At 70.5% G+C, this 23,360-nt stretch carries 20 protein-coding genes; 12 read left to right on the forward strand and 8 right to left on the reverse strand.

Going from position 1 to position 23,360, the window contains the following annotated elements:
* Nucleotides 1–11 precede the first annotated feature (11 nt).
* The 3 genes from OG456_RS32535 to OG456_RS32545 all read left to right on the forward strand — a co-directional run bounded on the left by OG456_RS32535 (nt 12) and on the right by OG456_RS32545 (nt 5,922).
* Nucleotides 12–1,664, forward strand: coding sequence for an ABC transporter substrate-binding protein (locus OG456_RS32535; protein ID WP_266567270.1), 1,653 nt, complete (start codon nt 12–14; stop codon nt 1,662–1,664).
* Between the two features lie 667 nt (nt 1,665–2,331).
* The gene (locus tag OG456_RS32540) at nt 2,332–4,377 is read left to right on the forward strand and encodes a discoidin domain-containing protein (protein ID WP_266567272.1); all 2,046 of its coding nucleotides are present in this window, start codon (nt 2,332–2,334) and stop codon (nt 4,375–4,377) included.
* 312 nt (nt 4,378–4,689) lie between these two features.
* Nucleotides 4,690–5,922: an RNA-guided endonuclease TnpB family protein gene (locus tag OG456_RS32545; protein ID WP_266567274.1), complete on the forward strand. Its 1,233-nt coding sequence runs from the start codon at nt 4,690–4,692 to the stop codon at nt 5,920–5,922.
* A 56-nt stretch (nt 5,923–5,978) separates the two neighbouring features.
* Here the strand turns inward: OG456_RS32545 and OG456_RS32550 are convergent, their stop codons facing one another.
* On the reverse strand, nt 5,979–6,572 hold the full coding sequence (locus OG456_RS32550) for a TetR/AcrR family transcriptional regulator (RefSeq protein ID WP_266567276.1): 594 nt from the start codon (nt 6,570–6,572) through the stop codon (nt 5,979–5,981).
* Nucleotides 6,573–6,836: 264 nt separating this feature from the next.
* Here OG456_RS32550 and OG456_RS32555 point away from each other — a divergent pair, with 264 nt between their 5' ends.
* Nucleotides 6,837–8,594: an FAD-dependent oxidoreductase gene (locus tag OG456_RS32555; RefSeq protein WP_266567278.1), complete on the forward strand. Its 1,758-nt coding sequence runs from the start codon at nt 6,837–6,839 to the stop codon at nt 8,592–8,594.
* Nucleotides 8,595–8,836: 242 nt separating this feature from the next.
* On the opposite strand, the gene manD is transcribed toward OG456_RS32555, so the two are convergent.
* From manD to OG456_RS32575, 4 genes are all read right to left on the reverse strand, one after another.
* Complete coding sequence (manD, locus tag OG456_RS32560) at nt 8,837–10,051, reverse strand: D-mannonate dehydratase ManD (protein ID WP_266567280.1); 1,215 nt, start codon at nt 10,049–10,051, stop codon at nt 8,837–8,839.
* 82 nt (nt 10,052–10,133) lie between these two features.
* Complete coding sequence (locus OG456_RS32565; RefSeq protein ID WP_266567282.1) at nt 10,134–11,657, reverse strand: mannitol dehydrogenase family protein; 1,524 nt, start codon at nt 11,655–11,657, stop codon at nt 10,134–10,136.
* A gap of 2 nt (nt 11,658–11,659) precedes the next feature.
* Nucleotides 11,660–12,748 (reverse strand): alcohol dehydrogenase catalytic domain-containing protein, encoded by a 1,089-nt coding sequence (locus OG456_RS32570; protein WP_266567284.1) that lies wholly within the window; start codon nt 12,746–12,748, stop codon nt 11,660–11,662.
* 46 nt (nt 12,749–12,794) lie between these two features.
* Nucleotides 12,795–14,150: an MFS transporter gene (locus tag OG456_RS32575; protein ID WP_266567286.1), complete on the reverse strand. Its 1,356-nt coding sequence runs from the start codon at nt 14,148–14,150 to the stop codon at nt 12,795–12,797.
* A gap of 204 nt (nt 14,151–14,354) precedes the next feature.
* On the opposite strand from OG456_RS32575, the gene OG456_RS32580 reads away from it, so the two are divergent.
* Nucleotides 14,355–15,134, forward strand: a complete 780-nt coding sequence (locus OG456_RS32580; protein WP_266567288.1) for a GntR family transcriptional regulator — start codon at nt 14,355–14,357, stop codon at nt 15,132–15,134.
* A 176-nt stretch (nt 15,135–15,310) separates the two neighbouring features.
* On the opposite strand, the gene OG456_RS32585 is transcribed toward OG456_RS32580, so the two are convergent.
* Nucleotides 15,311–16,441, reverse strand: a complete 1,131-nt coding sequence (locus tag OG456_RS32585) for an NADH:flavin oxidoreductase (RefSeq protein ID WP_266567289.1) — start codon at nt 16,439–16,441, stop codon at nt 15,311–15,313.
* A gap of 363 nt (nt 16,442–16,804) precedes the next feature.
* On the opposite strand from OG456_RS32585, the gene OG456_RS32590 reads away from it, so the two are divergent.
* The 3 genes from OG456_RS32590 (at nt 16,805) to OG456_RS32600 (ending at nt 19,041) form a co-directional block, all read left to right on the forward strand.
* Complete coding sequence (locus OG456_RS32590; RefSeq protein ID WP_266567291.1) at nt 16,805–17,728, forward strand: NADP-dependent oxidoreductase; 924 nt, start codon at nt 16,805–16,807, stop codon at nt 17,726–17,728.
* Nucleotides 17,729–17,762: 34 nt separating this feature from the next.
* On the forward strand, nt 17,763–18,701 hold the full coding sequence (locus OG456_RS32595; protein WP_266567292.1) for an AraC family transcriptional regulator: 939 nt from the start codon (nt 17,763–17,765) through the stop codon (nt 18,699–18,701).
* 106 nt (nt 18,702–18,807) lie between these two features.
* The gene (locus tag OG456_RS32600) at nt 18,808–19,041 is read left to right on the forward strand and encodes a hypothetical protein (protein ID WP_266567293.1); all 234 of its coding nucleotides are present in this window, start codon (nt 18,808–18,810) and stop codon (nt 19,039–19,041) included.
* Between the two features lie 89 nt (nt 19,042–19,130).
* On the opposite strand, the gene OG456_RS32605 is transcribed toward OG456_RS32600, so the two are convergent.
* On the reverse strand, nt 19,131–19,784 hold the full coding sequence (locus OG456_RS32605) for a TetR/AcrR family transcriptional regulator (RefSeq protein ID WP_266567294.1): 654 nt from the start codon (nt 19,782–19,784) through the stop codon (nt 19,131–19,133).
* Nucleotides 19,785–19,910: 126 nt separating this feature from the next.
* Here OG456_RS32605 and OG456_RS32610 point away from each other — a divergent pair, with 126 nt between their 5' ends.
* The 4 genes from OG456_RS32610 (at nt 19,911) to OG456_RS32625 (ending at nt 22,682) form a co-directional block, all read left to right on the forward strand.
* A complete protein-coding gene (locus OG456_RS32610) occupies nt 19,911–20,471 on the forward strand; it encodes an NAD(P)H-dependent oxidoreductase (RefSeq protein WP_266567296.1) in 561 nt (186 codons plus the stop codon).
* Between the two features lie 176 nt (nt 20,472–20,647).
* The gene (locus OG456_RS32615) at nt 20,648–21,109 is read left to right on the forward strand and encodes a DUF6153 family protein (RefSeq protein ID WP_266567298.1); all 462 of its coding nucleotides are present in this window, start codon (nt 20,648–20,650) and stop codon (nt 21,107–21,109) included.
* A gap of 86 nt (nt 21,110–21,195) precedes the next feature.
* Nucleotides 21,196–21,861, forward strand: coding sequence for a DUF305 domain-containing protein (locus OG456_RS32620; RefSeq protein ID WP_266567300.1), 666 nt, complete (start codon nt 21,196–21,198; stop codon nt 21,859–21,861).
* 368 nt (nt 21,862–22,229) lie between these two features.
* Nucleotides 22,230–22,682, forward strand: coding sequence for an STAS domain-containing protein (locus tag OG456_RS32625; RefSeq protein ID WP_266567303.1), 453 nt, complete (start codon nt 22,230–22,232; stop codon nt 22,680–22,682).
* Nucleotides 22,683–22,710: 28 nt separating this feature from the next.
* Here the strand turns inward: OG456_RS32625 and OG456_RS32630 are convergent, their stop codons facing one another.
* The gene (locus tag OG456_RS32630) at nt 22,711–23,298 is read right to left on the reverse strand and encodes a TetR/AcrR family transcriptional regulator (protein ID WP_266567305.1); all 588 of its coding nucleotides are present in this window, start codon (nt 23,296–23,298) and stop codon (nt 22,711–22,713) included.
* Between the last annotated feature and the right edge of the window lie 62 nt (nt 23,299–23,360).

Below are 23,360 nucleotides of genomic sequence, written 5' to 3' on the forward strand. Positions count from 1 at the left end.
GGAGTCACGCCATGTACGCACCCCGCCCCAGCAGACGGGCATCGGCACTCGCCGTCGTCGCCGCCACCACGCTCGTGGTGGCCGGCTGCTCCGGAGGAGGCACGTCCGACACCGAAGGGACCAAGTCCTCGGACGCGCTGACGACGTTCACGCCGACAGGCAAGGGCTCGGTCGACAAGATCACCTGGAACGTCTTCCAGGGCGAGCCGCAGACCGTCGACCCCTTCCAGTCGGCCGACTACACGCCGAACATGATCAACTCGAATATGTGCGAGACACTGTTCGCCCAGACACCCGACTTCAAGATCAAGCCCAATCTGGCGACGTCGTACGCGAACCCCGACCCGAAGACCTGGGTCTACAAGCTGCGCAGCGGCGTCACCTTCTGGGACGGCTCGCCGATGACCGCCGACGACGTCGTGTGGAGCATGCGGCACAACATGACGGACAAGTCGAGCTTCTACGGCTACCTGTACGCGAACGTCGCCTCGATCGCGAAGACGGGCACCGCCGAAGTGACCGTCAAGCTCAAGAAGCCCGACTACCTCTTCAACGACGAGCTGGCGAGCTACGCCGGTGTCGTCGTTCAGAAGAACTTCTACGAGCAGCACGGCAAGAAGGTCGGGACGCCGGGCGTCGGTGTCATGTGCACCGGCCCCTACAAGTTCGCCAAGTGGACGCGGGGTCAGTCGATCAGCGCGACCCGCTACGACGGCTACTGGAACAAGTCGCTGCCACGGAAGGTGAAGAACATCGACTTCACGTTCCTGACCGACGACTCCGCGATCACCTCCGGCCTGCTCTCGGGCCAGATCGACGGAACGTACGGTCCGCCGGTGGCCGGCCTGTCACAGCTGAGGGCATCGTCGGCGGGCAAGCTCTATTCCGGTCCCGCGCCCCTGGCCGTCACGCTCGTGGTCGCGAACCACAAGGGCGCGATGGGCAACGCCGACGTACGCAAGGCGCTCCAGATGGCCATCGACTGGAAGGGCATCGGCAAGCAGGTGTACGCCGGTGAGGGGACCCCTGCTTCGCTGCAGACCGTACCGGCCGTGTACGGCTTCGCGAAGGACGACCTCACCCCGTACGCCGACTCGGTCAGGACCGACGGCACCGCGAAGATCGAGGAGGCGAAGAAGCTGCTCGCCGGCGTTCCGGCCGACGTGAAGTCGCAGCAGATCAGCCTCGTGGTTCCGCAGCAGGCGGAGACGCAGCAGCTGGGCGTCGGGATCAAGGACGCGGCCGACAAGATCGGCCTGAAATTCAAGCTCAACGTCGTCCCCGCGACCGGCTACTCGAACTACCTCTACGACCCGGCGACGCGTGGCGACACCGACCTGCTGTACACACAGTTCTGGCCGAACATCCCGAACCCGCTCGACTGGCTGGGCCTCACCGCGGTGACCGGCGGCACCTTCAACCAGTCCGGCTACAAGGGCATCGACGGGCTCTACGCCAAGGCGATCGGCACTAAGGACGACAGCGCCCGCTCCAAGCTGGTCGTGCAGATGGAGCAGAAGCTGCACGACGAGATGGATCCGATGTTCTCCGGCATCCAGCTGACGAACGACGTGTGGCTCGGCAGTAAGATCACCGGTGCGCCGGCAGCGTTCGACTACGTCTACTACCCGTGGGCGGCTCACCTCAGCGGAACCGGCAAGTAGCCCTCACCTGGCCTCCCTTCCGCCCGAGGCGGGAGATTCCAGCGGCAACCCCGCCGGTGTCTCCCGCTTCAGGGCGCTGCCCGCCCGGAGCGCAGTTCGTGAGGGGGCGTGTGTCCGGCACGAGGCCGGTCGTCCGATGCCGGGCTTCATCGCTACCTCTCTACGTGGATCCGGCCCGGCAGGGCCAGGGCAGCGGCGGCCGCCTCGTGCGTCAGGCGAAGCCTCGTCGTCCTGAGGGCATCAACGTCATGGGTGGCGTGAGCGGTCTCGCACCAGCAAGCCACGTTCACCGCCGCATCCACTGCCAGCCGGCCCAGGCCCGTCCGAACCACCCGCAGCAGGAACTCCAGCCGGCAACATCGGCCGGCACCCGCCTGCGTGAGGACTCATTGCGTGAGTTCCCCGCCCTCGCCCCGGCCTTGGCACCTCGCTCGCAACCGGGCTGCTCCGCCATTTCGGCCTCCGGCGCGCCCTCCAGAACGCCCTTTGAGCAGGCCCTTCTCTCCGACCAGGTGCAGGGGCCTTTTTCAGCCAGGGAGCTGACGGCGCATCAAATAGGTCATCTGTCCCGGACTATTGACTCGTTGTCAGGGCCGCGCCATCCTCGACGGGACCTACGCGCGAGTAAGTTGGCGCGTGCCCATCCCGGACAGCGAAGGTAGCCCGGATGACCCTCCTCCGCAGACGCGGCCTGTTCGCCATCGTCGTCACCCTCCTGCTGGCTCTCGGCGTGGGCTCCCCTCCGGCCGTCGGCGCCGACACTCCCTGGTGGGAGCCCACGGCGCGGCCCGCCGCCGATTCGCAGATCAACGTCACCGGCGAACCCTTCCACGGCACGGACAGCCAGGGCCGGGTCCGCGGCTTCATCGACGCGCACAATCACCTGATGTCCAACGAGGGCTTCGGCGGGCGCATCATCTGCGGCAAGCCGTTCTCCGAAGCGGGCATCGCCGACGCACTCAAGGACTGCCCCGAGCACTATCCCGACGGCTCCCTCGCCCTCTTCGAGAACGTCACCGGCGGTGCGGACGGCCACCACGACCCAGTGGGCTGGCCGACGTTCAAGGACTGGCCGGCCCACAACTCCCTCAGCCACCAGCAGAACTACTACGCGTGGCTGGAGCGCGCCTGGCGCGGCGGCCAGCGGGTGCTGGTCAACGACCTGGTCACCAACGGCCTGTTGTGCTCGATCTACGTCAGGGACCGCGGCTGCAACGAGATGGACGCCATCCGTCTCGAGGCCCGTAAGTCCTACGAGATGCAGGACTACATCGACAAGATCTACGGCGGAAAGGGAAAGGGCTTCTTCCGCATCGTCACCGACTCCACCCAGGCCCGCCAGGTCGTCGCGGAGGGCAAGCTCGCCGTGGTGCTCGGCGTCGAGACCTCGGAGCCCTTCGGCTGCAAGCAGATCCTCGACGTCCCCCAGTGCAGCCAGGCCGACATCGACAGCGGTCTGGACGAGCTGTACAAACTGGGTGTGCGCAGCATGTTCCTGTGCCACAAGTTCGACAACGCCCTGTGCGGGGTGCGGATGGACTCCGGCACCATCGGAACGGCCGTGGACATCGGCCAGTTCCTCTCCACCGGCACCTTCTGGAACACGGAGAAGTGCAGCGGTCCGCAGCACGACAACCCCACCGGCAACGCGGCCGCCCCGGCCGAGGTGACCAAACTGCTCCCCGCAGGCACCAAGGTGCCCACGTACGACAGCGACGCGCAGTGCAACAAGCGCGGTCTGACCCGCCTCGGTGAGTACGCGGTCAAGGGGCTGATGAAGCGCAACATGATGGTCGAGGTCGACCACATGAGCGTCAAGGCAGCCGGTCGCACCCTGGACCTGCTGGAGTCGGCGGACTACCCCGGTGTGCTCTCCAGCCACAGCTGGATGGACGACGGCTGGCTGGAGCGCGTCTACCGCCTCGGCGGCTTCAAGGCCTCGTACATGTCCAGCGCCGACAGCTTCGCCAAGGAGTCCGCCGGGACCAGGGCGCTGCGCCAGAAGTACGGCGTCGGACTCGGCTACGGCACCGACATGAACGGTGTCGGCGGCTGGCCGGGACCGGTCGGACCCGACGCCCCCAACGCGGTCAAGTACCCCTTCCGCAGCGCCGACGGCGGTTCCGTCATCGACCGTCAGCAAACCGGCGAACGCACATGGGACTTCAACACCGACGGCGCGGCCCATGTCGGCATGGTGCCCGACTGGATCGAGCAGATGCGGCTCAGCGGCGGCAAGGACACGGTGCAGGACCTGCTCGGCGGCGCGGAGTCCTACCTCCGCACCTGGAAGGCGACCGAACTCCACAAGCCCGCGCCCGACCTCGCCGCCGGCGCCCCGGCGAGCGCAAGCTCGACGGAGTGGAACCCGTTCACCAGCTACGCTGCAGGGCGGGCCGTGGACGGCGACACCGGCACGAGATGGGCGAGCGGCTGGTCGGACGACCAGTGGCTGCGGCTCGATCTGGGCAGCTCCCGTACGGTCGGCAAGGTCTCCCTCGACTGGGAACGGGCCTCTGCGCGGGCCTACCGGATCGAGGTCTCGGACGACGGGACCACGTGGCGGACCGTGTGGTCCACGGACAGCGGGGACGGGGGCCTGGACAACGCGGTGTTCAGCCCGGTGCAGGCCCGGTACGTCCGTATCCACGGCGTGACACGCGCCACCAAGTACGGCTACTCGGTCAACGAGGCGGCGGTGTACGGCCGCTGAGCTACCGGCTTCATTCGCAGTGCTCCGGCGTTTACGCCGAGGGTGAAGCGAATCATGTGGTGGCGGCGCGGAGCGGCGCAGTGTTGTGGGCCGCGGAGCGGGCCAACGCGTCGTAGGTGAGGGCTGCCGCGGAGCGGTGTGGTTGCCTTCCGGCGGGGCTGGACACGGCCTGGGGCACAGGTGAACGCGTGTGATCGGAGAAGGGCGTTGCCCTGCTCGGTGTCAGCGCACACGTGATCGCAAGAAGGCGCCGGTGATCAGTATGGATCTTCCCTCTGCCCGGCATCACCGCACCGGGTACGGTTTCCGTTCATGCAGCTGAGGTACAGCTTTCGCTTGTATCCGACCCGCGGCCAGCAGGCCGCTCTGGGACGGGCGTTCGGCTGTGCCCGCGTCGTCTACAACGACGCGGTACGCGCCCGGCGCACCGCCCGCGAGAACAAGCTCCCCTTCCCCAGGGCCGGCGAACTGTCCCGCCGGTTGATCACCGAGGCGAAGAAAACCCCGCAGCGGGCCTGGCTGGGCGAGGTCTCCTCGGTGGTGCTGCAGCAGTCTCTGCGCGACGCGGAGAGTGCGTACAGCAACTTCTTCGCCTCCCTCAAGGGTGAACGCAAGGGCCCCAGGCTCGGGGAGCCGTCCTTCAAGTCCCGCAAAGACACCCGCCAGGCCATCCGGTTCACCGCGAACGCCCGCTGGAAACTCACCGACGCCGGACACCTCCTGCTCCCCAAGATCGGCGAGGTGAAGGTGCGGTGGTCGCGCACCCTGCCCACGGTGCCCTCGTCGGTCACGGTCATCAAGGACAGCGCCGGACGGTTCTTCGCCAGCTTTGTCATCGACACCGACCCTGCCGCCGACCTGGAGCGCTTCGGGCCCGCCGGCCCCGGCCACCAGATCGGTATCGACCTGGGCCTGAAGCACTTCGCGATCCTCTCCGACGGCACAAAGATCGAAAACCCGCGGTTTCTGCGCCGCGCGGAGAAGAAACTCAAAAAGGCGCAGCGCGAGCTGGCCCGTAAGCAGAAGCGATCCAGCAACCGCGAGAAGGCCCGCCTCAAGGTCGCCCGCGCCCACGCGGCCGTGGCCGACGCGCGCCGCGAGTTCCACCACCAGCTCTCCACGAAGCTGATCCGCGAGAATCAAGCGATCGGTGTGGAAGACCTGGCGGTCAGGGCACTGGCGCGCACCCGGATGGCCAAGAGCGTGCACGACGCGGGCTGGTCCCAGTTCGTGACCATGCTCCAGTACAAGGCCCAGCGGTACGGACGCACCCTGATCAAGGTCGGGCGGTTTGTGCCGACCTCTCAGACCTGTCACGTCTGCGACCGCATCGACGGCCCCAAGCCCCTGCACATCCGCGAGTGGACCTGCCCCGGCTGCCACACGGTGCACGACCGGGACATCAACGCCGCGATCAACGTGAAAAAGGCCGCCGGACTCGGTGGTCACAGCCTGCGGAGCGCAGATAAGACCACGGCCCTGGTCGTGGCACAGCGCAGCGAAACAGGAAGCCACGGACTCCCCGATGCCGCCCGCGTCGCGTAGCGGCGCAGCAACATCAGGGAAGGCCAGAATCCTCGGGCTTCAGCCCGAGGAGCAAGTCAATCCCGCACCAACGTCAGGATCTGGTCCGCGGCGACGTCCAGCACGTCGCCCGCCTTCTCCTCGTCGCCCAGCACGAGGAAGTTGAGGGTGAGCCCGTCGGTCAGCGCGGCCAGATACCTGGCGGCCGCGGGCTCGGGCACGGTCAGCTCCACGCCCAGGACCGAGGGGAGTTGACGGATCACCTTGGTGTGCGCCGCGACATAGCGCTCGTACTGCCGCCGGGCGAGATGCTCGTAGCCGGGCTCCCGCAGAGCGTACTGGGTGAGTTCGTACGTCAGCATGTGCTCGCCGGGATTGGCCAGTACGTGGTCCCAGTACGCCTGGAGCCCGGCGCGGATCGTCTCGCGCAGGGTGGGCCTGCGGGTGAGCGTGGTGAGAACGTCCGACTCGGAGTGCTCGGAGATGGTGTCCATCACCGCTTCGAGCAACTCCTGCTTGGAGTCGAAGCAGTAGTGGAAAACGCTCAGTGAGACGCCCGCCTCCGCTACGACGGACCGCGTGGTGGTCTTCGCGACGCCGTCGCGGGCCATGGCCCGGATGGCAGCTTCGACCAGTTGCCTGCGCCGCTGCGCCGACGGCATCCGCCCCATGGTGCCTCCTCCCCTGACCTGCGCAAGCATACGCCGCGGGGGGTGTGACGCAGCGGGCCGCTGTGACGGCCCCGCGTTCTCCTCGCCCCACAGAGCCCCCGGTGCCGCGACTCCGTACGCGCCGTGTGTTTCCGTCCGCTCGAGACATCCCGCGACTCACCCGTCGCTGCCCGACAGCAGCCCACAAGATGTCCGAATTGATACGGTTCGGCGGCCGCAATAGGCGGTCCACCGAGGGCATTTCGAGCCGAGAGGCTGCTGGAGATGGGCAAACCAACGCGGCGTGATCTCCTCAAGGGAACCGGGGCGCTCGGCGCCGCCGCCATCGTCGACGGAGCGCTGGGGGCGTCGGCGCGGGCGCGTCCGCTCGTCCAGGCGAGGCCGGAGCAGGCCACCACGGTCGAGGGCGAGCACGGCGTGCTCGACGTCGCGGTCATCGGCGCCGGGGTGTCCGGGGCGTACGCCGCCTGGCGACTGCTTGGCCCGGAAGCCAAGCACAGTCCCGTACTGAAGGAGCTTCGACGGCGTCGGGGCGGCCCGCTCACGGTGGGTCTGTTCGAGGGCAGTGAACGCGTCGGCGGCCGCCTCTTCTCGGTGACGCCGCCCGGTATGCCGCACCTGCACGCCGAGCTCGGCGGGATGCGCTACCTGAACAACCAGCCGGTCATCGCCGACCTCGTGGACCATCTCGGGTTGCCGACAGATCCCTTTCCGGTCGACGAGTCGCAGAACCTCGTCTACCTGCGCCGGCACCGCTTCACCCAGTCCCAGTGGGGCGATCCGACGGTCGTGCCCTACGACCTGCCGGCCGCGATCCGGGGAAAGTCGCCGGACGACGCGCTCGTGTCGGTCATAGAGCGCTTCGTCCCCGGCGCCGTCGGCATGGACCAACAGGCGTGGGACAAGATCAAGCCGACGGCGTCGGCCGACGGTCGGCACCTCTACGACACCGGGTTCTGGAACCTGCTGCTCGATGCGGTCGGGCAGGAGGGGTGGGCGTTCCTCCGCGCCGGCTTCGGCTACGGCTCGGTGGTGGCCAACGTCAACAGCGTCGAGGCCATGGAAGCGTCGGTGGCTGACTTCGTCGGCTCCCCGGCACCGCAGTACCTGCTTCTGCGCAACGGCTACCAGACAGTGCCCGAGGAGCTCGTCCGGCGGTTCGAGGCCGAAGGCGGGACCGTCCACCTCCACCACCAGATGCGCCGGATCGACCGGGAGACCGTCCGCGGCGAGCAGGTGCTGTCGCTCGCCCTCTCCGTCTGGCCCTCCGGCCGGCCGATCACCGTCCGGGCGCGCCACGTCGTTCTGGCCATGCCCCAGCGCTCGATCGAGCTGCTGGACCCGGACACCTTCCTCTTCACCAGCGACCGCTTCCTGTCCGACCTTGGCTCGATCGTCCCGAGGCCCGCCTCCAAGCTCTTTCTGGGCTACGACCGGCCGTGGTGGGAGGATCTCGGCCTGCGCAAGGGCCGCTCGGTGACCGACCTGCCGCTGCGCCAGACGTACTACTGGGGCGTCGAGGGGAAGCAGCCCGGGGCCGACTCCGCCAACCGCAACGCCCTGCTGCTGGCCTCCTACAACGACCTCAGCGACGTGGAGTTCTGGAACGAACTGCTGAAGCGGCCACAGCGCCTCGGCCCGGTGTCGGTGACCCGTCCGCCGCGGCCGATGGACGCGGCAGCGCCGGCGACGCTTGTCGACGAGGCACAGCGCCAGTTGCGCGAGCTGCACGGCCCCGACGCCCGCATCCCCGAACCGACGTCGGCCTACTTCCAGGACTGGGTACAGGACCCGTACGGGGCGGCCTTCCACTTCTGGCAGGTGGGGGCGAAGAGTTGGGAGATCATGCCGCGCATGCGCCGCCCGCTCCACGACGCCAACCTGTACGTCTGCGGAGATGCCTATTCGACCGGGCAGGGATGGGTCTACGGCGCGCTCACCCAGGCCGAGTTGATGCTTGAGGACCACCTCGGCCTGCCCCGTCCGACGTGGCTCCCGCCGAGCGTCTATCTCGGAGCCTAGGCGGCTAAGGCGGGCCTGGGCGGCCAAGACGGCACGCGGGTAGGAGCCATCGCCCGAGGGTCGCACCGATGCTGTGCGGCGCTCCCGGCTGATCCGGCATGGGCTGCGGGCTCCCCGCGTCGTGGACACGGCGGGCACGGTCGGGGCCCGCCCCGGCCGCGCTTGCCGGGGTGCCCCGTCCCGGTCAGCAGCGGTCCCGGGTGGATCGGCGCCACGGCGGGCAGGCGCCGTGGCCACTCGCCTCACCAGTCATGCACGGATCCGTCCCGCAGCCTGTTCACCGGCAGGTACTTGCGCTCGTACGGGAAGCGCTCGGCGGCCTTCTCGTCGAACTCGACGCCGATGCCGGGGCGGTCGCCGGGGTGCATCAGGCCGTCCTCGAACGTCCAGGACGTCTCGAACACCTCCTCGTAGCCCGGGAGATGGGCCATGTACTCCTGCATGCCGAAGTTCGGGATCGACAGGTCGACATGGAGCGCGGCCGCGAGTGACGCGGGGGAGAGGTCGCCCGCGCCGTGCGAGCCGGAGCGGACCCCGTACAGCTCGGCGAGCGAGAAGATCCTGCGCAGGTGTGTGATGCCGCCCGCGTGCGAGACGGACGTGCGGATGTAGTCGATGAGGCGGTTCGTGATCAGGTGCTGGCAGTCCCAGATCGAGTTGAAGATCTCGCCGACCGCGAGCGGCGTCGTGGTGTGCTGCCGGATGAGGCGGAAGGCCTCCTGGTCCTCGGCCGGAGTGGGGTCCTCGATCCAGAACAGGCGGTAGGGCTCGAGGGACTGGCCCAGGCGGCCCGCCTCGATGGGGCTGAGCCGGTGGTGCACGTCGTGCAGCAGGTGGAAGTCGTAGCCGAACCGCTCGCGGACGGCGGACATGTAGGTCGGCACGAAGTCCAAGTAGGCACCCGTGTCCCAGACTTCCTCGGTGGGCAGCGCCCCGTCGGCCGGCTCGTAGGTGTCGCCGTCGCCCTTGCGCATGCCGTACACCCGCTCCAGACCGGGCACCGCCGCCTGCGCGCGCACCGCGCGGAAGCCCTTGTCGAGGAAACGCTGTACGTCGTCGAGGAGTTCGGGGACCGTGTTGCCGCTGGCGTGGCCGTAGACGGTGACGCCGTCGCGGGCCGCGCCGCCGAGCAGCTGGTACACGGGCAGGCCCGCGACCTTGCCCTTGATGTCCCACAGGGCGACGTCGACGGCGGCGATGGCTGTCATGGTGACCGGGCCGCGCCGCCAGTAGGCTCCCTTGTACAGGTACTGCCACACCAGCTCGATGCGGGCCGGGTCCTTGCCGATCAGGGTGGGGCAGACGTGGTCGCGCAGGTAGGAGGCGACGGACAGCTCGCGGCCGTTGAGGGTGGCGTCGCCGATGCCGGTGACACCGTCCGACGTGGTGATCTTCAGGGTGACGTAGTTGCGGCCGGGGCAGGTGACGAAGACCTCGGCCGAGGTGATGGTGGCCATGGGTGCCGTTCTTCTCGATGGGGGGCGCGGGGCAGGGGGAGGTGCCGGGCCGGCGCACGGGTTCGACGGCCCGGCACCTGGATCAGGTGAGCGCGGAACGCAGCGCGGCCTCGACGCCGTGCACGGCGAGCGTGTGCGCGAACTCGCCGACCACATCGCCTAGTTCGCGGTGCTGAGCGACGTCCGGCGGCAGGAAGTCGCCTTCGGAGAGCAGAAGACGGGCCGCGTCGGCGGGGCCGCTCGCCCGGGCCGCGAGCTCGGCCAGGCGTGACCGGGCGCCGTCGTGGACCGTGCCGAGCGCACGCTCGTCGTACGCGTCGTCGGCCGTGATGACGCGCACGTACGCGGCGAGGCCGAGAGCGAGGACGCGCGGGAGGCGCCCCGCGGCCAGCGACTCGGCGAGCACCCCCGCCCAGCGGACCGGGATCTTCAGGGAACCGTCGGAGCCGACCTGCGCGGTGCGGTGGCCGAGCGCCGGATTGGCGAACCGGTCGAGGAGTTCGGTGACGTAGGCCTTGCCCGGTATTCCCTCGGGCTCCGGGACCGTCGGCAGGATCTCCTCCCGCATCGCGAACTCCACGGCACCGCCCAGGAGTTCGTCCGTCACCGCCTGGTCGATGCAGCGGTGTCCGCGCAGCAGGCCGAGGTAGGCGAGGAGCGAGTGGGCGCCGTTGAGGAGCCGCAGTTTCATCAGCTCGTACGGGGCGACATCGTCCGTGAACAGCGCGCCCGCGTGCTCCCACGCCGGACGTCCGGCGCGGAAGTGGTCCTCCATGACCCACAGCCGGTACGGCTCGGCGGGCACCGGCACCGAGTCGCGGACGCCGAAGGCGCGGGCGACCAGATCACGGTGCTCGTCGGTGGTGGCGGGCGCGATCCGGTCGACCATGGTGTTCGGCGTGGTCAGCGAGGTCGCGGCGTAGGCCTGCAGCTCGGGGCGTTCCGAGGCGGGCAGGGCGGCGACGAACTCGTCGATGAGGGCACGCAGTCGGTGCCCGTTGGCCATGAGGTTGTCGCAGCTGAGCACGGTCACCGGCGACCCGTCGGTGCGGGCCCGGTGCTGGAGCCCGCGCACGATCAGGCCGAGGGCGGTGCGGGGCGGGCCTCCCGCGAGGTCGGCGCGGACCAGCGGGTCGTCGAGGTCGAGACGGCCGTCGGCGCCGAAGGTGTACCCCTTCTCGGTCACGGTGACGGAGACGATGCGTGTGGTGGGGCTGCCGATCGCGGCGACGACCTCGGCGCCCTGCCCGTCCGCGACGAGGCCCGGATGGTGCACCCCGGGCACGGTCGCGGCGACGCCCGCGTCGCGGCGCAGGGTGAGGACGGTATAGAGCTGGCCCTGCTCCGCCATGCCGGTCAGCACCGGGCGCGGACCTCGCGCCGTGCTCGTCGAGACACCGGTGATGCCCCAGGGGCCGGGGCTGTGGCGCAGGGCGTCGGCCGTGTAGACGGCCTGGTGGGCGCGGTGGAAGTTACCGAGGCCCAGATGGACGATGCCGGGTTCGGGGAGGGGCGGGGGCAGCTTCAGACCGGCCACGGGCAGGGCGGTACGGGACAGGCGGGGCAGGGCGGTACGCGACCGGCGGGGCTGGGTGCGTGAGGTCATGGTCAGACCTCCCGCGCCGGCTCGACCAGGACCTTCATCTGTGACGGGTCGGTCAGCGCGACCTCGAGCGCTTCGGCCGCCCGCTCCAACGGGAAGGAGGAGGTGACCAGTTCAGCCAGCTGGACACGGCCCGCCAACGCGGCCGCCGCCGCGAAGTCCCCCGCCCCGTACCGGAACGACGTCACAAGGGACAGTTCCTGACGCTGCATCCACGCCAGTGGCAGCTCGGTCAGCGGCCGGCTCGGATTGCCGACGACCACGGCGGTGCCGCCGGGGCGCAGCGCGCGGATCCCCGACACCAGGGCGGGCCCCACGCCGGAGCAGTCGAACACGGCGTCGTAGCCGTCCGGCGAGGCGAGCGCGTGGGCCCGCTCCGGATCGGGCGCGAGGCCGGCCGCGTCCACGGTGTGCAGGCCGATCCGCGCCGCGGACTCCCGCCGCTCGGGCGCCACATCGGACACCGTCACGGACCCGGCGCCGCCGGCCGCGGCGACCTGCGCGACCAGCACACCGATCGGCCCCGCCCCCGTGACCAGCACCCGCTGACCGGGGGCGAGCGCGGCGCGGCGCATCGCGTGCACGGCGACGGCGAGTGGTTCGATCAGCGCGCCGAGCCGGACGTCCGTCGACGCGGGCAGCGGATGTACGAAGTCCCGCGGCACGCACACGTACTCGGCGAGCGCGCCGTCGGTCGGCGGCGAACCGAAACAGGTGCCCTTCGGGCAGAGGTTGTAGCGCCCGGCCCGGCACAGCGCGCACGTGCCGCACGGGTGCGCCGGTTCGATGGCCACGGCCGTGCCGTGGGGCAGGTCGTCGGCGCCTGCGCCGTGGCCGACGACCACGCCGGCCGGCTCGTGGCCGAGGACGGTCGGCTGTCGCAGGACGTTCGGGCCGTTCTCGCCGTGGGCGTAGTAGTGCAGGTCGGACCCGCACAGTCCGACGGCACGGACGGCGACCAGGACCTGGCCCGGACCGGGCTCGGGCACCGGGCGGTCCTCGACGCGCACGTCCTTGGGGCCGTGCAGCACGGCGGCGCGATGTATGGACTCGACGGGCTCGACCGACTGGGCCGACTCGACCGACTGGGCCACGGGGCGTCCCTCTCTTTCGTGCGGGGATGGAGCGGGTCGGGGCGGGCTAGCGCACCGGCAGCGGTTCGACGCGCTTGATGACGAACGCGTAGGTGAGGGCGCCGACGACGGACAGGGCGCCGGACACCAGGAGCGGCACCAGGTACGAGCCCCCGGAGGATGCCAGCAGGAATCCGGTGACGATCGGGCCGAGGATCCCCGCCACGTTCGAGGCGAAGTTCTGGATGCCGGCGAGCGAGGCGACATGCCCGGCGGTCGGCGCCACGTCCGCGGGCAGCGACGCCACCGACGCGGTCGAGAAGGTCAGCGAGGCGTAGCTGAGGGAGAGCAGCGCGAGGGCGCCGGACGCGGTCGGTACGACGACGGTGAGCGCGATCACGGATGAGCACAGCGTGCCGGAGACCAGGCAGGTCTTGCGGACCCTGGTGGTGGACCAGCCCTTGCGGAGCAACCGGTCGGCGGTGAAGCCGCCGAGCAGCGACCCGAAGATGGCGACCAGACCCGGGACCGTGCCGAAGAAGCCGAGCTTGAGGAGGTCGAAGCCGCGCTCGTCGACGAGGTAGCTGGGGAACCAGGTGATGAAGAAGTAGATGACGTAGTTGAGGCAGAAGAAGCCGAGCATCATGCCCCAGACCGTCCGGTAGCGGAACAGGTCCCGCCAGCGCACCTTGGGTCCGTCCGCCTCCTGCGTGGCCGTCGCGTCGGTGTGAGCGCCGCCCGCCTCGATGTAGGCGCGCTCCTCGGTGGTCAGCCTCGGGTGGTCGGCGGGCTCGTGGTAGAGCCGCCACCAGCCGATGATCCACAGAACGCCGAGCAGGCCGCAGGCGATGAACGCGACGCGCCAGTGGAACGCGGAGACCAGCATCGTCACCAGCGGCAGGGCGATGGCGGTGCCGACGCGCGCGCCGTTGTCCCAGACGCTGTTGGCGAGGGTTCGTTCGTGACGGGGGAACCAGCGGGAGACGGCCTTCGCGGGTGCGGGATATCCGGCGGCCTCACCGGCGCCGAGCAGCATCCGGGCGCCGACGAGCGAGCCGACGCCGCGGACCAGGCCCATGCCGACGGTGGCCACCGACCACCAGATGGCGCCGATCGCGAAGACCCGCTTCACGCCGTACTTGTCCAGCAGTGCCCCGGCGGGCAGTTGGCACAGCGCGTACGTGAAGAAGAAGGCACTGAGGATGAAGCCCTGCGTCTCGGGACCGATGTGCAGGTCGTCCGACATGGACGGCAGGGCGACGCTGAGCGTGGAGCGGTCCAGGTAGTTGACCGCGAGGCCGCCGAAGCACAGGACGGCTATGCCCCAGCGGACGTTCTTCCCCCGGCCGCGCGGGCGGGCGGGGAGCGAGGTGCCGGGCGGGGCAGCCGGCGTCTCGCTCTCGGTGACGGAGCGGGTGGTCATCGTTGACCTCCGGTCGAGGGGGACGTGCGGACGTGACGGAAGCGGTTCGCGAGACCGGGGCACAGGAGTGTCCACAGTGGGGACAGGGACACGGGCGTGGCCAGGGGGTCCGTTGACCTCCGCGTCATTTTCTACCCCCGTCCGCACTTACATACAAGCCTTGTATGTAAGTAACCTTGCAGCTGAGGTGAGAAAGTGAGCGTCATGGCAGCTCAGCGGCGGGAACCGAGAAAGACGCGACGGGTCGAAGCGGAGGCGCCGCGTCCGCGCGAGTCCGTCCGGGCTCGGGTGCACGCCCTGCTGCGGGCACGCATCACCTCCCTCGAGCTCCTGCCGGGCGCACCCCTGTCGGAGAACGAGCTGGCCGCGGAGCTGGACGTCAGCCGCACCCCGGTGCGCGAGGCACTGATCCTGCTGGGCGAGGAGTCGCTGGTCGACGTCTTCCCCAAGCTGGGTACGTTCGTCTCGCGGATCAGCGTCGACGCCGTCCTGGAAGCCCAGTTCATGCGGGAGGCGCTCGAACTGGCCGCGCTGCGCGAGGCGGTGACGAAGTCCGGCGCGCCGGACATCGCGGCGCTGCGCGCCATCCTCGATGCACAGCGGGACGCGCTGAAGGCGGGGGACGCGGACGGGTTCTTCGAGCAGGACGAGGCCTTCCACCGCCGCCTGATGGAGGCGAGCGGCCACCGCACGCTCTGGCGCACGGTGGCGACCGCCAAGGCGCACCTCGACCGGGCCCGCCGGCTGAGTCTGCCGCTGCCGCACCGGATCGAGACGCTGGTCGACGAGCACACCGCGGTGGTCGACGCCCTGGAACGGCGGGACGCGGCGCGCGCGGAGGACGCGCTGCGCGGACACCTCCAGGGCGTCTTCGACGACATCGGAACGATCAGGGCAAGCCATCCGGAGCTGTTCGCAGATCCGCATGAGCAGCCGGGCAGCGCCCCGGCCCGCCCACGGGTCCATCCCGGGCTGCGCGCCTGACGCCACTCACTCCGGGGGCGGCTCGTCTGCCGGTCGAGGGCCGAGCAGCCGTCCAGCAGCTTCGCGCCCCCAACGGAGTCCCGCCTAAACGAACAAGGACAAACCGGGGCGCGAGGCCGGTTTGTCCTTGCTCGTGAGGGCGTCGTGGAGGACGACCCCAGGACTGGAGGCAGGTCCTAGCTCAGGGTCTTGAGCGCTGCTGCCGCGTCATACGGCTTCATCTCGTCGAAACGGCCCTCCAGGACCTTCGCCGCCCACTCCGGGTCCTGGAGCAGGGCGCGGCCGATGGCGACCATGTCGAACTCGTCGCGCTCCAGGCGGTCGAGGAGGTCGTCGATGCCCTTGACCGCGGAGCCCTCGCCCATGAAGGCGCGGATGAAGTCGCCGTCGAGGCCGACGGAGCCGACCGTGATGGTGGGCTTGCCGGTGAGCTTCTTGGTCCAGCCCGCCAGGTTCAGGTCCGAACCGTCGAACTCCGGGTTCCAGTAGCGGCGGGTGGAGGCGTGGAAGGCGTCGACACCGGCCGCGGTGAGGGGGTTGAGGATCGCCTCGAGCTCGTCCGGGGTCTCGGCGAGCCGCGCGTCGTAGGCCTCCTGCTTCCACTGCGAGTAGCGGAAGATGACCGGGAATTCGGGGGAGACGTTCTCGCGGATCGCGGCGACGATCTCGGCGGCGAACTGCGTGCGGGCCACGGGGTCGCCACCGTAGCCGTCGGTACGGCGGTTGGTCCCGGCCCAGAGGAACTGGTCGAGCAGGTAGCCGTGGGCGCCGTGCACCTCGACGCCGTCGAAGCCGATGCGCTCGGCGTCCTTGGCGGCCTGCGCGAACGCGCCGATGACGTCGTCCAGGTCGCCCTGGGTCATCGCCTTGCCCGTGCCCTCGGTGCCGTCGATGCGAAGGCCCGACGGGCCGACGGCCGGGGCCTCGGCGAAGGGCGGCTTGCCCTGCTGGCGCACCATGCCGATGTGCCACAGCTGCGGCACGATCGTGCCGCCCGCCGCGTGCACGTCCTCGGCGACCGTCGCCCAGCCGGCCAGCTGCTCCTCGCCGTGGAAGCGCGGCACCCGGTCGCTCTCGCCGGCCGACTCGTGGCCGACGTAGGTCCCCTCGGTGACGATCAGGCCCACGCCCGCGGCGGCGCGGCGGGAGTAGTAGGACCGAACGTCCTCACCCGGGACGCCGTTCGGCGAGAACATGCGCGTCATGGGCGCCATCGCGATGCGGTTCGGGACTTTCAGACCGTTCAGGGCGACAGGGCGGGACAGGATCTCGGCAGCGCGGGAAACAGGCGACACGGCGTCAGTCACAGAGTGCTCCTCTTAGGTACCAGTCGGTATGTGCACAAGCATGCAATCTCCGTGTGCCAACCGTTCCGGCCCCCATGGCATTCCGCAGGTCAGCTTCGTCCTCATGTGATCCGGGCCACGGCTCCGGGGCCCATGGGTGGCCGACGACACCGGAGGCCCGCCACAGCACGCCGGCCGGCAGGGCGAGCGTCCCTGCGAGGAGATGCCCGGGGATCCCGGCCATCGAGACGCTGGGACATGTGGCCGAGACGGAAGGCTATTCAGCGGCTCATTCGATCTCCCTATGGTTGAGGACATCAAGCAGGCGCCGGGCCGGATCTCGGACCGGCTCCCTCAACCCCGCCTGGAACAGGGAGAGTTACCGTGCGCGCAGTGATTCAGAAGTCCTTCGGCGGTCCCGAGGTTCTCGAGGTCGTCGAGACCGGGCGGCCGAAGCCGCTCTCCGGTGAGGTTCTCGTCAAGGTGCACGCCGCCGCGGTCAACCCGGTGGACGTGGCCGTCAGGTCCGGCGCCTTCCCGCTGCTCGGCGAGCCCCCGTTCGGCGTCGGCTGGGACATCTCGGGGGTCGTCGAGGAGGCCGCCCCCGGCAGCCGGTTCGCCGTGGGCGACGAGGTCTACGGGATGCCGTTCTTCCCCCGCGCCGCCACCGGTTACGCCGAGTACGTCGCGGCCCCGTCCCGCCAGCTGGCCCGTAAGCCCGCGTCGGTCGACCACGTGCACGCCGCTGCCATCCCCCTCGCGGCGCTCACCGCCTGGCAGGGCCTCGTGCAGGCCGCGGGCGTGAAGGAGGGGGACCGGGTCCTCATCCAGCGGGCGGCAGGCGGTGTCGGCCACTTCGCCGTGCAGATCGCCAAGGCGCGGGGCGCCCATGTGACCGCCATAGGCAGCGCGGCCCGGCAGGACTTCCTCCGCGGCCTCGGCGCCGACGAGGTCATCGACTACCGGACCACCGATTTCACCGACGTGGTCAAGGACGCCGACATCGTCCTCGACTCGCTCGCCCAGGGGGACCGGTCGCTCGGGGCGCTGCGTCCCGGCGGCGTGCTCATCAGCATCCTGGAACACGGTGACCCGGAGCTCGCCGCGCGCGTGGAGGCGGCCGGGCGGCGTTTCGCCGGCATCTCGGTCGAGCCGGACTACGCCGCGCTCGAGGCGATCGCCGAACTCGTCGACGCGGGCGCGATCCGTCCGCACGTCCAGGAGACGTTCCCGCTGGCGGAGGCGGGCAAGGCGCACGAGCTGGTCGCCTCAGGGCATGTACAGGGCAAGATTGTCCTGACGGTCTGACCGGGACAGGCCGCACCAGGGAGGGCGAGGCCGGATGGACATCCTCACCGAGGCGCTGGCCTCGATGCGCACGGGACACCCGGCGTCCGTCCGCACCAACGGCCGCGCCCCCTGGGGCCTGCGCCTGCCCCCGGTCGCCGGCGCGGGATTCCACGTGGTGCTGTACGGGACCTGCTGGCTGGTCCCGCTGGAGGACTCGGCCCCGCATCTGGAGCCGATCCCGCTGAGTCCCGGCGATGTCGTCTTCCTGCGCGACGGGCGGGGCCACATCCTCGCCGACCACCCGTCCAGCCCGGCCGAGGAGCCCAGGGCCGAGCACTTCCGGGAGGGGTCGCCGATCGGCTCGGTGACGCTCGGCGGTGACGGCCCCGAGACCAGCCTGCTGTGCGGCAACTACCACCTGGACCAGGGCCGCCCGCACCCCCTGGTGCGCCAGCTGCCCGAGGTGGTCCACCTGCCGACGCGGCACGGGCGCCACCCGGAGCTGAGCGCGGCGGTCCAGCTCCTCGGCTCCGAACTGGAGAATCCGCGGATCGGCTCGGACGGCATCGTGCCCACGCTGATCGACTCGCTGCTCCTCTACATCCTGCGCGCCTGGCTGGACGACCAGCCCGCCTCCGCCGCGCAGGGCTGGGCCGCGGCGCTCGGCGACTCGGCCGTCGCGCCCGCGCTGGCGGCCATGCACGGCGACCCGTCGACCCAGTGGACCGTCGAGGCGCTGGCCGAGCGGGCCGGGCTGTCCCGCGCCGCGTTCGCCAGGCGGTTCACCGCGTTGGTGGGGGAGCCGCCCATGGCGTATCTGACCCGCTGGCGCATGACGACGGCGGCCCGGCTGCTACGGGAGTCCGACGCGCCCCTGACGACGGTCGCCGCCCGCACCGGCTACGGCTCGGAGTTCGCCTTCGCCAAGGCGTTCAAACGGGAGTACGGGCTCGCCCCGGGCGGCTACCGGCGGCAGACCAGGGCGGCGTAGGCGGGGCGGTGTGGCGATGCGGCGGGGCGGCGTAGGCGGGGCCGGGCCTTCGAATGCAGGTTCGAGTGGGGGTGCATTTTCGGGTTGCCTGGACCATGCTTGAGGTATGGCCGAAGGTGCGCCCGTGACCGTGCACCCGCCCCTGCCTGACGGCGGTAGGCGGGTGACGATTCGCGGCACGGACGTGGGGACCGCCTACAACCTGCTCGACGTGCTGGAATTCCTGCGCGCCGCGGGCCTTCCCGAGGCGGACACGGCCGTCGACGACCCGGAACTGATCGACTGGCACGATGCGGGGCCCGACTCCTGGGGACCGGACGGGCCGGAGTCGGCGTCGTGACCGGTCGGCCATAGAGCGCTTGCGTGCGCCGGTCGGGGCATTTGCGTAAACCGGCCGACCAGGATGATCGCGTACGTGAGCCGGTCCGGCTAGGACGTTCGCGCGAGCCGGTCGAGCAGTTCGTGCCAGCCCGCCTCCACGCGGTCCAGCGGCATGCCCCGCTCGACAGTCAGATGGTGGACGAGCGCGGTGTCCGCGGCGGCCAGCAGCGTGTGCGCGAGGAGATCGGTGTCGCCCTTCGCGCCCGCCTGGCGCAGCAGCAGCTTGACGTGTGTGTGGCGCAGGCGGTTCGCCGGGACCGTGTAGTTGCGCAGGGGGTCGGTGCGGGCGGCGAGGATCAGCTCGTGGTGGTCCCGCTCGTGGCGGATGAGGGCGGGCCCGAAGGCATGCAGGCGCTCCAGGGCGGGCGCGTCAGGACCCAGGGGCGGCGGGCCCGAAAGGAATGCCGCCTGAAGCTGCTGCTCCCGGTGGTCCAGGAGGGCGATGAGCAGCCCGGTCCGGTCGCCGAAGCGCCGGAAGACCGTCCCCTTGCCGACCCCGGCCGCCGTCGCCACCGCCTCCATGGTCAGGTTGGCCGCGCCGCACTCGGACATCAGGTGTGATGCGGCCTCCAGCAGGCGTGTGCGGTTGCGTGCCGCGTCCGCCCGCAGCGCGGGCCGCTCGCCCGTCGGTGTCAGAGTGAGGTCGGTCGGTCCGCCCTGGGTGCCGGACGTCGTGACGAGGGGAGGGATAGGGCCGGTCATGGCTTCAGAGTAGCGCCGGGAAACCGAAAAGTGGACCGTGGTCCGGATAGGTGGTACAACTTTAAACGGACTTCGGTCCGGTTGGACCGTGCATGAGATCCGTTCGCCCTTATCTGGAGTTATGCCATGTCTGTTCGCATCCTCGCCCTCGTCGGCAGCCTCCGCGCCGGTTCCCACAACCGTCAGCTCGCCGAGGCCGCCGCCAAGCACGCCCCCGCCGGCGCCGACATCCAGCTCTTCGAGGGCCTCGCCGACGTGCCCTTCTACAACGAGGACATCGACGTCGAGGGCAGCGTCCCCGCCGCTGCCGCGCGGCTGCGCGAGGCCGCCGGTCAGTCCGACGCCTTCCTCCTCTTCTCGCCCGAGTACAACGGCACCATGCCGGCCGTCCTGAAGAACGCCATCGACTGGCTGTCCCGTCCGTACGGCGCCGGCGCGATCTCCGGCAAGCCGGTCGCCGTCGTCGGCACCGCCTTCGGCCAGTACGGCGGCGTGTGGGCGCAGGACGACGTGCGCAAGGCCGCGGGCATCGCCGGTGCCGCGGTGCTCGAGGACGTGAAGCTGTCCATCCCCGGCTCCGTGACGCGCTTCGCCGAGACCCACCCCGCCGACGACTCCGAGGTCGCGACCGCGCTGGCCGAGGTCGTCGGCCGCCTGAGCGAGCAGGTCACTCCCGCCGCTGCCTGAGGCTCCTGACACGAGTGCGGCCGGAGGCCCGGGACGACGACTGTCCCGGGCCTCCGGCCGCTCCCGTTCCGGGGGAGCCCTCACGGGTTCCGGACGAACCCCGGCCGGGCCACGAACGGCTGATCCGTGGCGGCCCCGGAGCGCGCCCGCCGATCCTCTCTGCCTACGATGCAGCGGTGACCACCCGCCTCGGACCGCCCGCGCGACCGCAGTTGACGCTGCGGCTCCTCGGGCTGCTCGTCGGCGCCGTGCTCCTGGGCCTGCTCGGCATGCACGGCCTGGGACCCGTACCGGCAGGCGCGCACGGCGAGATGCATCCCGCGGCCGCGTCCGCCATGGGTGCGGATGGCGCCGCAGACGCGGGTGACCATGCCGGGCCCGGACAGCGGGGCGTCAAGGCTTCTGATTCCGACTCGTGCGACCACGATGGCGGTGGCTGCGGCGGACACATGGCCCACGCCGACTCGGTCTGCGCCTCCGCCTCCGTCGCCGGGCCCCCGGCAGTCGCGCCCGCGATGCTCCCCGACGTGATCACCTGCCCCGCCCGCCCGGACGCCCGCACCTCGTCGGCCGGCAGTGGCCCCGACGGCGGCCGCGCCCCGCCGTCACTATCGGAACTCCAACTCCTGCGGATCTAGAACGGCCCGCGCGGTACCGCACGCCCCAAGGGGCGGCGCCGCGCTCGCGCGAGCCATTCACCCAAGATCAGCACCAGGAGTTCCGCATGACCGCACACCGCACGTTCGTCCGCCGCGCCGCTTTCGCCGCCACCGCAGGGGCGGCCGCCCTGGTACTCGCCGCCTGTGGCAGCGACAAGCCGGCCGGGGGACACGACATGGGGGCGAAGGAATCCGGCTCGGCCGCGGCCGCCTCGCCCCAGGTCGGCGACCACGGCAAGGCGGAAGGCCGCGACAGTGCCGACGGTCACAACAGCGCCGACGTCTCTTTCTCCAAGGAGATGATCCAGCACCACCGCCAGGCCGTCGAGATGGCCGGACTGGCCGAGGGCCGCGCCGCGTCGAAGGACGTCAAGAGCCTCGCCGCCAGGATCGAGGGGGCCCAGGACCCCGAGATCGAGAACATGTCCGGCTGGCTCACCGCATGGGGTGAGGAAGTCCCCGCCGACATGTCCGGCATGGGCCACGACATTTCCTCGTCCATGCCCGGCATGATGAGCGCCGGCGACATGGAACTCAAGAAGGCCTCCGGCGGCGACTTCGACAAGAAGTTCCTCGCGATGATGGTCAAGCACCACGAGGGCGCCGTCACGATGGGCAGGACCGAGAAGTCCGACGGCAAGTACGGCCCCGCGACGCGGCTCGCCGCCGACGTGGTGACCGCGCAGACCGCCGAGATCGAGCAGATGAACAAGATGCTCGGCAAGAGCTGACGGATCCGAAAGATCCGAAAGATCCGAAAGATCCGAAAGAGCTGACGGATCTGAAAGGTCTGGTGAAACGCCCTGGGGTGGACGCGCCGTACACCCCAGGGGTGTGGCCGACAGGCACCCTGTCGGCCACACCCCGGCAGGGCGCACGCACGGTTGATTGCCGCCGGACCCGTGACGGCACGCGCGATCGGGGGCATGGTGGGAGACCCTCACCGCAACGGCCGCCCGGCAGCCGCGCCGACCGTGAACCGGGACCCGCCACGGCCTGATCGTGCCGGCCCGGGGCACTTGTCCGGTTCGGGCGCCGGCGCCGATGTGTGCGAGGCTCGACGCCAAGGGCCCTCGTACGTCGGCCGGATGGAGGTGTGATGTCCACGCAGAGCCACCGATTGATGATCACCGAGCTGGCGAGCTGTGAAGGCTGCGCGGTGCTGCGGGTCAGCGGCGAACTCGACCAGAGCGGCGAGGAACTCTTCCTGGGCACGCTCGGTGCCTGCGTCGACGCGGGGCACCCGTACCTCGTCCTCGACGTCACCGCGCTCGCCTTCTGCGACTCACGCGGTCTGTACTGTCTGCTGGCCATGCGGTGGCTGCTGGACCGCCGGGGCGGCAAGCTCCTCCTGGCCGGGGCGGGGCGACGGCTGACCGAACTCCTCGCCCAGACCGGCAGTGTCGATCTGCTCCCCGCCCAACGGTCCGTCGGCCAGGCCCTGTTGTCGCTGCCTCCCTCGCACCGGCCGGTCTGGCCGCCGGTGTCGAGCCCCGAGGCGCTGGACGACGGGCCGCCCAGACCCCCGCATCCCCGGCCTCCTTCACCCTGAGGGGGCCCCGGCCTGGGGTGCGCGGGACTCACCCGCCTCGGGCGGCCCCCGGCGCACCGGCGCGCAGGCCGTCCATCACGAGGTCGAACAGCCACCCGGCGCGCGACTGCCAGTCGCCGTGCGGATCGATCTGCCAGAGCCCGGCGATGGCGAGTGTGAAGTCCTCCGGTGTCACCCCGGGGCGGATCGTGCCCGCCTCCTCGTTCGCCTTGAGCAGGAGCGACATGGCCGAAGTCACCGGGCCGTGGCCGAGGGAGGCCAGGCTGCCGCGCGTGGTGGCCTGACGCAGTGCGTCCGCCAGGCCGGCCTTCGCCATGGCGTACTGGGCGAGGCGGTCCATCCATGCGCGCAGGGCCTCGTCGGGAGCGCGGGCCGCGAGCAACTGGGACGCGGTGTCGGCAACCTGCTGCATCTCGTAGCGGTAGACCTCGAGGACGAGGGACTCACGGTTGGGGAAGTTGCGGTAGAACGTTCCCTGGCCGACGCACGCCTTCTTCGCGATCGCGCTCAGCGGGGCGTCCGCCGACCGTGTCAGCTCGACCAGCGCCACTTCCAGGATGCGGTCGCGATTGCGTTGCGCGTCCGAGCGCAGCGGCGCGTCCTTCTTCGGCTGCACCCGTCCCCCTTCCGGGAATCACGAATCCGTACGCCGGTGCCAAGAACCGGAATGCCCTTGCT

Origin of the sequence: Streptomyces sp. NBC_01446, from assembly GCF_026340095.1 — a bacterium.
GTDB classification, from domain to species: Bacteria; Actinomycetota; Actinomycetes; order Streptomycetales; family Streptomycetaceae; genus Streptomyces; species Streptomyces aureus.

Excerpts from the sequence above, each read along its gene's own strand:
- OG456_RS32545 (WP_266567274.1), top strand. The coding sequence starts at position 4,690 with ATGCAGCTGAGGTACAGCTTTCGCTTGTATCCGACCCGCGGCCAGCAG.
- OG456_RS32595 (WP_266567292.1), top strand. The coding sequence starts at position 17,763 with ATGGACATCCTCACCGAGGCGCTGGCCTCGATGCGCACGGGACACCCG.
- OG456_RS32580 (WP_266567288.1), top strand. The coding sequence starts at position 14,355 with ATGGCAGCTCAGCGGCGGGAACCGAGAAAGACGCGACGGGTCGAAGCG.
- OG456_RS32550 (WP_266567276.1), bottom strand. The coding sequence starts at position 6,572 with ATGGGGCGGATGCCGTCGGCGCAGCGGCGCAGGCAACTGGTCGAAGCT.
- OG456_RS32555 (WP_266567278.1), top strand. The coding sequence starts at position 6,837 with ATGGGCAAACCAACGCGGCGTGATCTCCTCAAGGGAACCGGGGCGCTC.
- OG456_RS32610 (WP_266567296.1), top strand. The coding sequence starts at position 19,911 with ATGTCTGTTCGCATCCTCGCCCTCGTCGGCAGCCTCCGCGCCGGTTCC.
- OG456_RS32540 (WP_266567272.1), top strand. The coding sequence starts at position 2,332 with ATGACCCTCCTCCGCAGACGCGGCCTGTTCGCCATCGTCGTCACCCTC.
- OG456_RS32620 (WP_266567300.1), top strand. The coding sequence starts at position 21,196 with ATGACCGCACACCGCACGTTCGTCCGCCGCGCCGCTTTCGCCGCCACC.
- OG456_RS32575 (WP_266567286.1), bottom strand. The coding sequence starts at position 14,150 with ATGACCACCCGCTCCGTCACCGAGAGCGAGACGCCGGCTGCCCCGCCC.
- OG456_RS32535 (WP_266567270.1), top strand. The coding sequence starts at position 12 with ATGTACGCACCCCGCCCCAGCAGACGGGCATCGGCACTCGCCGTCGTC.
- OG456_RS32565 (WP_266567282.1), bottom strand. The coding sequence starts at position 11,657 with ATGACCTCACGCACCCAGCCCCGCCGGTCGCGTACCGCCCTGCCCCGC.
- OG456_RS32605 (WP_266567294.1), bottom strand. The coding sequence starts at position 19,784 with ATGACCGGCCCTATCCCTCCCCTCGTCACGACGTCCGGCACCCAGGGC.
- OG456_RS32600 (WP_266567293.1), top strand. The coding sequence starts at position 18,808 with ATGGCCGAAGGTGCGCCCGTGACCGTGCACCCGCCCCTGCCTGACGGC.
- OG456_RS32625 (WP_266567303.1), top strand. The coding sequence starts at position 22,230 with ATGTCCACGCAGAGCCACCGATTGATGATCACCGAGCTGGCGAGCTGT.
- manD (WP_266567280.1), bottom strand. The coding sequence starts at position 10,051 with ATGGCCACCATCACCTCGGCCGAGGTCTTCGTCACCTGCCCCGGCCGC.